The organism is Limosilactobacillus mucosae (assembly GCF_046939755.1).
In the GTDB taxonomy this organism is placed as follows: domain Bacteria; phylum Bacillota; class Bacilli; order Lactobacillales; family Lactobacillaceae; genus Limosilactobacillus; species Limosilactobacillus mucosae_A.
Window position 1 is genome coordinate 20,927 of sequence record NZ_JBKZAY010000023.1, and the last position, 12,685, is coordinate 33,611.

Below are 12,685 nucleotides of genomic sequence, written 5' to 3' on the forward strand. Positions count from 1 at the left end.
TTCTTAGTTGAGTGATTAGATGAAAACGGATCCATACACGGTGATATAATATTATGGTAAGAAAATATTAGTGTGATAAATAAATGATAAGTTAATGAATCGAGGGTGTTTAGCTGAGCAGTGACCCGACTTATTATTATTTAGAACATTTTAAAAATGGGGGAATTTCAATGAATAAACTACAACGGTTAGGAAAGGAGACCGAAACGGATCGCAGCTGTCGCGTGAAAATGTACAAAGCAGGCAAGAACTGGCTTACATCATGCCAGGTTTGCCGTTATTTTTTGAATCGGGCGGTAATTTCGGCTGGCGCTGTTGCAGTAGGAATGACAATGGCAACGCACATTGTCAAAGCTGATACGGTCAATCCGTCAGTTGATGACAATCTGACTGCACTCAACAGTACTATAACGCATAGGGAAGTCTCAAGTGTCCCTGCTATTGAAGATAGCTCGGTGGCAGTGGCACCAAAGGCTACGCCAACGACACCCGATCAAACTGCTGATCAGATTGGCATGAGTACGGTAAGCTCCGCGGCCAATAGCGATTCCATGGCAAATACAGCTCAAACCAGCGCGGCTCAAGACAACTCAAAGACTATTTCGTCAAACAGCAGTCAAAGTACTACTCAAAGCATTACTGCCGTTCAATCAGCGACCGTTTTAGAAAATGAACGGGCGGCTGAGGCAAATTTGGTCAGCAGCCGTTTAAAGATGCAGACTGCTGTGCCGGTCTTGGCCAATACCAATGCCATTATCGAGCCAGTGGAACCATCACCACTGGCTGTCGATTATCAGACACTGACCAAAGATTGGCAGGTTGATGCTAAGAGAAACGTGACCTACATCGGCAAAAGCACGGATCTGACGACGATTACGGTTCCTAACAGCTATGATTTTTATCAAGCTGGCAAGATTCAAGCCGGTCAAAGCGTAACAATCGCGGCCAGCGTGATTCACAATCTGCTTAAACAAAACCGTCAGTTAAGCGAGCTGATTATTTCATCAGATGGTGATGGTAAGCTGATTGCAAAAGGCGATTGGACGGCGGCCTTTAGCGGTTATGACGCCAATTATATGAATCAATATAACAGCAAGATCAAATCACTTGATTTAGGTGGTTTAAACGTTTCGCAAGTCACTAATATGGCACGAATGTTTAGTGGGGATACCAATCTGGTTAGAATTACTGGGCTGAGCAATTGGAACACTGGCAACGTGAAGGATATGTCCTATATGTTTAATGACACGGCCAAACTGAGTACTTTGGACAGCATTGAGAATTGGGATGTGCGAAAAGTTTCTAATATGGACTATATGTTTTCCCAGGCGTTTGATAATGCTTGCGAATGGCCGCTGACGCTTAACCTATCCAATTGGAAAACCAATGCACTTACCAAGATCAATCATCTGTTCTACTATGCGGGGATTACCAATTTAAACATCTCAAACTGGAATCTAAGCAATGTGACCAAGCAGACACGGGCACAATACCTATTTGCCAACGCAGGAACGCTGCAGAAGAGCAAAGGCGACAATGAAGACGTGGCCTCATTTGGTTTTGTCTTGACGATGAATCAGGTCAAGCTGCCACAGCCGGCCAATTATAAGCTGCAGGCTAATGATTTTTATGCAACGCGCAGTGGCGATATTCCGCTGCTGGTCTTTACTGATCTGACAGATACCAATCTGATGAATATCCTTAAGTCTGAGCTGGCCAGTTTTAACTATCTGACCGGTAATGACGAACCTTCACGACGGCATGCGTTTAGCCTCAAGCTTCCAGATGGTACGACCAAAACCATTTCAATTAGCCGAGTCTACAAAAACGAGCAGGAAGAAATTGCGACGATTCAATCAGCAATTAAGCAGGCAGCTGCTAAGGACGGCTATTCGTTAACGACTGCACCGACCGTCAGCAGTCTGACCCCAGCCCAGCGCATTTCAAATACATATCAGGTTAGCTATATTGCACTGCCACAGACGACGCACATTATTTTTGAGGACGAAAGTGGCAACGTAATTCAAACCAAGACCATTACCGGCAAAACTGATGAAATCGTTAGTGTGGACGCAGTCGTACCAACCGGCTGGGAAATTGTCAGTGGGACGATCCCGACTCAAATTACCCTGGTCGGCACTGGGACGCCAGATATAATCATTAAAATCAAGCACAATATCATCTCGATAGATACAACCAAAACCGTTAAGCGCATCATTACGATTACTAATCCTGATCAAACAATTAAAACCATCGAGCAGGCTGTTAAATATCAGCGAACGGCCATAACGGACAAGGCAACCAACACCACGACCTATACAGAATGGCAGGTTGATGGCGATACTGGTGATTTTGCGGCGATTGATCTGACCAATTATCAAGGAGCTGATTATACCAAGGCTGGCTATACGATGATGATTGATGGTCAGGCGGGGACAACGATTGCCAAAACAACGCCCAATGCTGAAGCTGAAGACAGCAATATTACCATTACGTTTACGCCAGTTCAGCATACGATGCACATTAATTATGTCAACAGCCAAGGTGATGTCATTAAGTCACAGGAAGTTACTGGTGATACTGGTGAGACCAAAGTCGTTGAGCTGAGCGTGCCGGCAGAATGGCTGATTGTTGATGACACCAAGCCAAGAACCATTGTCTTTGGAGCAGATGGCGCTCAAGACATCACGATCAATATTGAGTATGCACGCGTCTATGTTGAGCCGACCGATCCCAAATCAGTTACAGATCCTTTGCCGGATAATTCAACCAAGTTTTATCCAGCCGGGGTTGAGTATAATGATCTGAACAAACTGGTTACCCGTACGATTACGATTGTTGATCCTAAGACCAAAAACAGTCGTATCGTCACGCAAACCGTTCATTTTACACGCCGGGCGATTGTTGATGAAGTGGTTGGGACACTGGTTGGCTATACGAATTGGCAGACGACTGATGCTGTTTGGGATGGCATCGATGTCGACAGTCTTTATCCCGGCTATACACCCAACAGTCAAGTAGCAGCCAAAACAGTCACGGTCAATGATGCTGATCAGACCCAGACAATTACGTTTACTGCCAATGATGCTGTTCAGACCGTGCGCTTTATGCATGGCGATACACAAGTCGGTGCAGATTACGTTTTACATGGCAAGACCGATCAGCTGGTTGAAATGCCAGCACTACCAGATGGCTGGCAGCTGGCAACTGGTGAATCATTGCCGCAAAACGTCCAGCTGGCGGCTGTTGATACGCCAATTGTGATTCAGATCGTGGCCGGTTTATGCACGATCAGCACGGCGACGGCAGCCGGAACGCTGATCCCAGAAACCAAAAATCAGCACCTGCAAAAAGCAATTGCTGATGACGACTTAAATCGGCAGGTTACACAAACGGTCGTCATCATCAATCCGCTTGATCATACCTCAGCTACTCAGCAGCAGATCGTTCTTTTTACGCGCAGTGCCGTGATCAATATGACCAATGGCGAGCTGGATCATTATACTGATTGGCAGTCAGTGGGGCTGGATTTGTTCAATGAGGTCACGCTGCCTGTTTTCACCGGTTACACGCCCCAAGCGCTCGATAATCATCAGCAGGCAATTGCATTAACGATGGCTGGTGATCTGCCAGCAGTCGATAAAATTACGGCCAACCAGGCAGATAGCATAATTACCGTCAGCTATCAAGCCAATCCGGTTGACGTGGCGGTGATCTTTAAAGATGCCGCGGGCAGTCAAATTAGTAAAGCCACTATGATTCATGGTCAAACTGATGAAACGCTGCAGCTGACTTTAGATCAAGCTAGCCAACAGCTCAAAGTCAATACTGGTCTGACACATGCTGAGAACCCATCTACAATTGCCTTACCTGATAATTGGGAACTTGATGATAGCAACGACTTGAGTCCGGTCAAAATGGCAAGTGGCCAAACGATTGCCTTGTTAGTGCGGCATCAAACAAGCGATGTTTCAGCTACAGACGCGTTAGCCAAAGAAAAATTTACGCGGACCATTAATATTTTTGATCCATATCAAGGACAGCTGCAGCCAATTACGCAAACGGCAGTCTTTTACCGTAGTGCCATTAAAGATCTGGTGACTGGCATCGTAGACTATGGCAATTGGGTGCCGGCCCAAGGGATCTTTATCAAGGTTGATATTCCTAGCGTAGCCGGTTATACTCCCGATCGGCAGGTCAATGAGGAAAAAGTCGATCCGCTCAACGGTCAAAGCGAAACGATTGACGTACACTATCAAGCCAATGATGGCAATATTCAAGAGATTGACTATGTTGACCAAGAAGGTAACGTGATCAACCATTTGAATCTGAGCGGCAAGACGGATGCAGTTGCCAAGATCAGCTATCAGGCCCCCAACAACTGGCGGATTGTACCTGGGCAGACTCTGCCTGGCGAGGTGCAGTTTAAGGTTTATAATCCGGTAATTAAGGTGATCGTTGAACATCAAACCAAAGACGTTACGGGACTGGATCAAGAGCTGGGAATTCAAACCAGCAAAACGGTCACTCGTCAGATCACGATTACGACGCCAACTGGCCAGGTCAGCGAGATCAAACAGGCGGCGCAATTCCAGCGTTCAGCGGTTCAGGATCTGGTAACGGGGATAATCAGCTTTGGCGAGTGGCAATGGCAGGCTGGCGATCAGGTTTTTGAAAAGTTTATCCCGGCAACAATTGCGGGCTATACGCCAAACTACCAGCTGATTGAAGAACTTACCCCGACTGCCTTAATGAATGATTCGGTTTATCAAGTCAGCTACCAGGCTAATCCTGGTCAGCAGACGATCTCATATCAGGATGAACATGACAATATCGTACTAACGCAGATTATCCCAGGGGTAACCGATCAGATCGTTAACGTACCAACAGTATTGCCATTTGGCTGGGAACTGGCGGCTGAACAAGCCATGCCGGCAACGGTGACGATCAAGCCAACGGATACGCCAATCGTTATCTACGTTCAGCATCAGTTGCAGGACGCCACCGCTGAAAACCCTCAAGTTACGCAGGATACCGTTAATCGAATCATTAACGTGCATCTGCCAAATGGACAAATCGTTACGACGACGCAGACGGTTAACTTTAAACGGACCGCGACACTGGATCTGGTAACTAATCTGATTGACTATGGTCAGTGGCAAGCAGATGGCAGCTTCGCCAAGGTCGCGATTGATCCGATTGCCGGCTATCAAGCCACGCAGACGGTGGTGCCGGAAATCACGCCAACTGCAATGGCCGAAGATATTACTATTGATGTCAGCTATATCGCGCAAAATGCCACGCAGCTGATCCAATATGTTGATCAAAACAATCCTGATGGCGGGCCAATAAGTGTACAAACTATTGCTGGACTGGTTGATCATGACTTAGCCGTGACGCCAGTGATCCCTACTAATTGGGAACTGGCGCCGAATGAAGCGATTCCAGGCAGTGTCACGATTAGGCCGAATGCCACGCCAATCCGGGTGCTGATTCAGCATCAGCACCAAGACGTTTCTCAAACCGATCCGGGGGCGACTAAAAAGGTTACCCGCACGATCAAATTTAACAACCCTAATGGCACCAGTCAAACCGAACAGACCGTAACGTTTACACGGACGGCGGTTAAAGACTTGGTTGATAATACGGTTGTCTATGGAGCATGGCAAGGCAATGGATTATTTGAAGATGTTGACGTACCTAAAATAGCTGGCTACTATGCTAGTCAAGATCATATCGACACTTTGCAGCCTACGCCGGATATGATTGATCAGACGATTGAGATTACCTATTCACCAAAGCCAATCGTTACGCGCATCGTCCAGTACGTTGATGAAAATAATCAGCTGGTGCATGCTGACCCGGTAGTCGGTGAAATTGATTCAAGTCAGAGTTATTCACTGAAGCTGCCTGAACACTGGGAGTTTGTTGATCCTGCTGTTAAAGACGGTATGTCGGTTTCAATCAGCATGAATGAACCTGGGATTGTCTATCACATCAAGCATCAATTAACTACTAGCACGTTTTCCAAAGACTTCACGCGTCATGTTGTTTTGCACAAGCCAAGCGGAACGGAAACGATTGATCTGACTGCCGAGATGCGGGCCACGCTGATTCATGATGATGTTACCGGCACGGATGCGTATGAAAACTGGCAGGTTGTCAAATCGTTTGATCAAGTGGCAGCCGAAAAAATTGCCTACGCTGGGTATCAAGCCTCAGTTGCAGAAATTGCTGCCAGCGCGCCGAATGAAAACATGGCTGCTGAGACAACGATTGATGTAACTTATACGGCCAATCACGGCGTGCAGACGATTGAATATGTCGATAGTCAGGGCAACGTGATTTCAAAACTGCTGATTGGCGGACTGGTTGATCAAGAAGTTCCTTTGGATACCAGTCAGAATGGCAACGCGGCACTACCGGACAACTGGCAGCTGGCAAAAGGCGTGACGGTACCAAGTGAGATTAAGATTCCAGCTGAGGATCAAGTCATTCCTTTTGAAATTGAGCATCAGATGCAGGACGTTTCCGCGACTGATCCAGACGCTCAAAAAGTAGTTACGCGAGTCATCAACGTCTTTGATCCACATGCGGGTCTTAGTACGCAAAAAGATACTATTACGCTGGTTAGAACGGCAATCAAGGATTTGGTTACCAGTCATGTGACCTATGGAAAATGGCAAAATCCTAACAATCAACGCTTTACCGATTTCACAGTGCCACAGCTTACCGGCTATACTGCCAGTCGCGACTTGATACCTGCCTACATGCCAAACGGTGAAGATACAACGCTGACGTATAATATTACCTACTCGGCTAATGAACAAGCTGTGTTGGTGGTCTACCAAGATGATCAGCAGCATGTAATTAGTCAGACGGCAGTTACTGGGCGGACTGATCAAAAAGTTACGATCGACTTTACTGAGGCATTACCTGATGGCTGGGTCTTGGTAAATGGGCAGCCTGATCACCAAGCAGTCACCTTTACGGGATCGGCAATGGCGCCAATCGTAGTTGAGATCGTACATGGTCAGGTTCTGGTTGATCCTGATGATCCTAAGACGCCGCAAGATCGCCTGCCATATACCAAAAATGCCTTTTATCCCAGCAGCGTAGGCTATAACAAACTCAATCGGACCATTACACGTGCCATTAAGGTTGTCTATCCAGATGGTCAGACTGAGCTGATCAATCAAACGGTTAAATTTAAGCGCAGCGCGACGGTAGATACGGTTACCAAAGTCGTTGTCTATGGTGAGTGGCAGGTGATCGGCAATGATTACTTTAATGAGTTCGTACCCAAAGAGCTTTTGGACTACCTGCCAAGCCTCAAGCTCATTGAAGCTGTTGTGCCTGGTCCAGAAGACGTTGATGGCAGCTTGACGATCAATTATTACAACCGCTATACGACGCAGACGATTGAGTATGTCGATGCTGACAGTGGCGAGCTGATTGGTGATCCGCAGGTGATCGATGGCGAAACGGGAACGATGGTTGAGCCCACGTTACAGTTGCCTGATGGCTGGGGATTAGATGAAAATCAAACCGTTCCAAGCAAGATTGCCATGAAACTGGTTGATACGCCAATCAAATTAAAAATTCGGCACATAGCCGTTCAAGTTGACTTTGATCATCCCGTGCAAAAAGGCGAGTTAATCACTGGTACCCAAAATCAGCACTATCAGATTGATTTGGGACCAGACGTGCTGAATCGCTACGCCACGCGAACGATCATCATTACCGATCTGCAGGGCAAGCAGTCTCAAATCACGCAGCGGGTTCATTTCGTGCGCAGCGTTTGGGTAGATGCGGTAACCGGTCTGCCGATCATCCCACTGACAAGCTTAGAATGGCAGCCGCTCAATACTAAATCATTCTGGAATGCCGTGGCGGTTCCCGAAATTCCTGGCTATCAAGCAGTCATTACGGATGAGGCCACGGGACAGCAGCTATCAGCAATTGAACAAGTCACGCCTGATGCGCTGGCCAATCAAACGATCAAGGTAGTCTATCAGGCACAGACCGGTCAGCGGACTATCAATTATGTTGACGAACATGGCAGCATCATCGGAACGCAGACGGTCAACGGGGTTTTAAACGCTACGGTACCAGTCAAGCTGATTTTGCCGTCAAACTGGCAGCTGGCCAATCCAGATCAGCAACCGGCCAGCGTTAAGATTTTGGCTACCGATCAGCCAATTGAGGTCTTGGTTGCACATCAATTAGTTGAAAAAGAGCCGCAGCTGCGCCAGGTTACGCGAACGATCAATTTTAAGAATCCGCTGAACCAAAATGCCGTAACGACGGTTGCACAGACAGCTGCCTTTAAACGGGCAGTCTACCATGATTTGGTCAGCGATACGGATACTTATGGTGCGTGGATTCCACTGATTGCTAAGTGGGATGAGCTGATCCTGCCGAAAGTGGCTGGCTATGAACCTTCACAAACGGTAAGCGAGCTTGCGGTAACGCCGGACACTGCCAATATCGTCTTGGATGTTGAATATCTGCCTAAATCACAGCTCCAGACGATTAATTACGTGGACCAAAACGGCAATCTGATCAAGACGCAAAACTTTACTGGCACGATTGGCGAGCCAATCAAGCCAGAATTTAACCTTCCTGCTGGCTGGCGATTGCTGACGGGTCAGCAGCTGCCGAAATCATTGGTTATTCAAGCAGTCAACGTACCATTGACCGTCCAGATCGAACATGACTTGGTAAATCAGCCGGCTGAAACGCGGACGGTCAGCCGCACGATCGTTTTGAATCTTCCAAATGGCAAGACGCAGACCAAGGTTCAAAGCGCAAAATTCACGCGGACCGTTACCCGTGATCTGGTAACCAACCAGTTCATCGATGGCGAATGGCAGCGTCAAGGACAGTTTGACCAGTTTGACGTCCCAGTGATTGCTGGCTATTTGGCCAATCTTAACCAGGTGCCAATGATTGTACCAACTGCCGATTCTGCAGACAGTGCCATTGAAATTCAGTACGAGCCGCAAATTGAAACACAGCTGATTCAATATGTCTACGCTAATGGTGCTGCCAGTCAGGTGATATCAGAACAGTCCTTGGCTGGTAAGACGGGAGAGTGGCTGGCATTCAAGCTGACGGTGCCAAAAAACTGGCAGCTTGCCAATACTCAAACCGTACCAGCGATGATTCAGATCATGGCAGATGCAGATCCAATCATAATCTTGATTCAGCATAAGCAAAAAGATGTTACGGATATCGCTGATGATACTGAACGAATCGTGACAAGAACGATTAAGATTACTTACCCAAATGGGCAGATTGAAAACATTGTTCAAAAAGCAGTATTTGATCGCAGCGCGACTGAAGATGAGGTTACCGGCCAGATTGTTTATGGTAAATGGTATGGCAGCGATGTGTTTGAAGCAGTCATTATCCCTAAAATTGAGGGTTGGCAGCCAAGTCTGAGTCAGGTGGAGCAGTCAGTGCCGAACGCGAACACGCCTGACAGTACAGCAACTATTACCTATAGTCAGGCTCAAAGCGTATTTGTGATTCAGTATGTTGACGCCAGCGGGAATTACGTTGAGTCGCAGCCGTTTTGGGGGCAACCTGGTGAAACGATCAAGCCAACCTTGCAGCTGCCAGCCGGTTGGAAGCTGATTGGTGCCAACTCAATCCCAGATGAAGTCGTCCTACAAGCCGGCGAGCAGCTGCTGCAGGTTCGGATTGGCCACATTCTGCGGGTAATTGATGAAGATGATCCGGATCGTCATACCACAGTTACGCGGACGATCAACATCAATCTGCCGAATGGTCAAACAAAGCAGATTCAGCAAAAAGTCAGTTTTATTCGGCTGGCTTTTGAAGATGAGGTTACCAAGCAGCGCAGCTATGGGCCCTGGATTGCCGAAGACGATGGCAGCGGTGTTACCGATCGCTTTGCCGAGATTAAAGTGCCAACGATCAAAGGATGGGTGCCAAGTCAAGCCGTGGTTGCTGAATACAAGCCTAGTGGGACGGCCCACAGCACGATTATCGACGTTAACTATCTACCTGAAGCGCGCAGCCAGATGATTGAATATGTTGATGAAAACAATCAACTGATCAGAAGCGATGCCATCGTTGGCCGGACTGGCGAAACAGTCGCGGTCGAAAGCAGCGTGCCAACTGGCTGGGAAATCGTTGCCGGCAAGGTTCCAGATACGGTTGTGTTTGATGAGAGCGCCGATCAGCCAATCAGAATCGTCATCAAGCATCGGGTGATTCCAGTTGACGCTGAACAGGCAGCCAAATTGAATCACGCCGATGCCAGTGAGCTTGCTGAAACCATTGTCAGAGAGATCAAAGTCTTGATGCCGCATCAAGATCAGCCATTGATTACCAAGCAGCAGGTTGAGTTCAAACGTCTGGGCCAGTATGATCTGGTTGACCAAAAATTTGTCAGTTTTGGCGATTGGCAGGCGGTTGGCAGTACGCTCATGGCTGCCTATCGGGTTCCCGAGGCAGCTGGTTATCGTCCATCGGTCAGTGGGATTAGCGAGCAAGAAGCAACGGCTGGCGATGCTGATGAAACGATCATCATTAACTACGTCGCCAACCAACAGATGATTCATGTCAAATATACAGACGAGCATGGTCAGGTGATCAGCACGGATGCGATCAGTGGCCAAACGGATCAGACCGTGCCGATTGCGATCAAAGTTCCGGCAGGCTGGAAACTGATCGCGGGGCAAGTAGTTCCAGACAACATTACGTTTACGGCGACAACGCCTGATATCGTGCTTCAGGTTGCCCACGCCACGATAACGGTCCTGCCAGATGATCCAAAGACAACTGAAAATCTGCTGCCGGACAATCCAGCTCGTCACTATCCAAGCGGCGTTGATTTTGCAGATTTGAACAAAACGTTTACGCGGTCGATTGTCTTTAAGCTCCCAGATGGTCATCTTAAGACGATCAAGCAGATAGTGCAGTTTACAAGAAGCGCGGTGGTTGATGAGGTTACTGGACAAATCACGTACCACGACTGGCAGGCTTTAGATGACGATAAACTGGCCAGTGTAATCGTGCCGATGTTGGCAGGCTATACCGCAACGATGCAAGTTATTCCATCATTGCAAGCAACTGCGGATATGCCTGATTTAACGGTTGAAGTTGAATATGTCAAATCCGCGGCCCCCGATCAGCCAACGTCACCGGACAAGCCGACAACACCGGATCAGCCAACGCCGCCGGATCAGCCAGCGTCACCGGAAAAGCCAACACCGCCAGATCAGCCAGCGTCACCGGACGAGCCAACACCGCCAGATCAGCCAGCGTCACCGGACAAGCCAACGCCACTGGATAAATCGGCATTACCAGATCAGCTCGCGCAGACGGACAATCAGTCAAACAGAACTAAAAATGTTGATGCCGTTAAAGAGATTTTGTCAGCTCAGGCAACCAAATCAAAGCAGATTAAAGCAGAACGCTTACCTCAGACTGGCGGCAATGAGCAAGAACGAGTTCATGGCTGGGCCGTTATGGGAATGCTGAGTATGCTTTTTGGTGGTCTCTTAGGTGGCAAGCGTCGCAATAAGCGGTTCTAAATAAAAAATTGATACAGGCAAGATCACAGTCAGCTAATGAAAGTCAAATCTTTGAATGTTGCTAAGATCAATGCCTGCGTTAAAGAAACTGAATAATTAGTATTAAGGACTGATAAACGTCATCTCCAAGTTCAACAGATGCTTGGGATGGCGTTTTTATGCTAAAATCAGGACGTGTTAATTATTCGTATGTCGAAAAAATGAGTGGAGTGATAAAATGGCCAGACTGATTGACGATGTATTTAAAAACCAAAAATTCATCCCCGAGCAGATGAGCGAATTTGGCTTTCAGAAAACTGGGAACGCATATACATATGAGGAGAACTTTCTCGATGGTTCATTTCGGGCAGTCGTCATTGTAGAAAACGGCAAAGTCGATGGCCAGGTCATCGACTGCTCAACTGGGGATGAATATTACCAGATTGACGTACCGGCAATGCAGGGCAAGTTCGTCAGTTCCGTCCGAGCTGGCTATCTGAATATCTTGGAACGAATTGCCGATCACTGCTGCCAAGCGGTACTGTTTGCTTCCCCACAGGCCAATCGAATCACGGCCAAGATTTACGATCGGTATCACGTCGCGCCGGATTTTCCATGGCAATCCAAGAGTTTTAAAGCTTACGGCGTCTTTCGGCATCTGGATTCAGGCAAGTGGTTTGGCCTGATCATGAACGTAAAGCGGGGACTCGTCACTAAAGATGATGATGAACAGACCGTTGATATCATCAATCTGAAAAGCGACTCGATGCCGCTTGATGACCGATCTGTTTTTCCGTCTTATCATATGAACCATAAGTACTGGATCTCGGTTATACTTGACGATCAGTTGAGCGATGATGACTTAATGAGGATGATTGACGAAAGTTTCCGTTTGACGGGAAAGTAGGGATAATCAAATGCGACAGATCGTACTGCCAATCAAAGATGACGAGGTGCTCAAGCAGGTGCAGGATACGCTGTTGAACTCGCACCGGCTACGGAATTAGATAGCTTTGAGTAATGTCAGTCGCGGAATCAATTAACTGAAATGTCGTTGATGCGTGCCAGTCGCGGAATCTCAAATAGTCGAAACAGTTCTGAATACCAAAAGCATAAAATATCATTCTCAAAAAATC

The 12,685-nt window shown here is 47.5% G+C and carries 2 protein-coding genes; both read left to right on the plus strand.

From position 1 onward, the window contains the following. The first annotated feature begins 170 nt into the window (after positions 1-170). Positions 171-11,570 carry a mucin-binding protein gene (locus ACLUWI_RS07980; RefSeq protein ID WP_412146873.1) on the plus strand — a complete coding sequence of 3,800 codons (11,400 nt, stop codon included), beginning with the start codon at positions 171-173 and terminating at the stop codon, positions 11,568-11,570. 217 nt (positions 11,571-11,787) lie between these two features. Next, entirely contained in the window at positions 11,788-12,456 is a 669-nt protein-coding gene (locus ACLUWI_RS07985; protein WP_412146874.1) for an MmcQ/YjbR family DNA-binding protein, read from the plus strand. Positions 12,457-12,685: the final 229 nt, after the last annotated feature.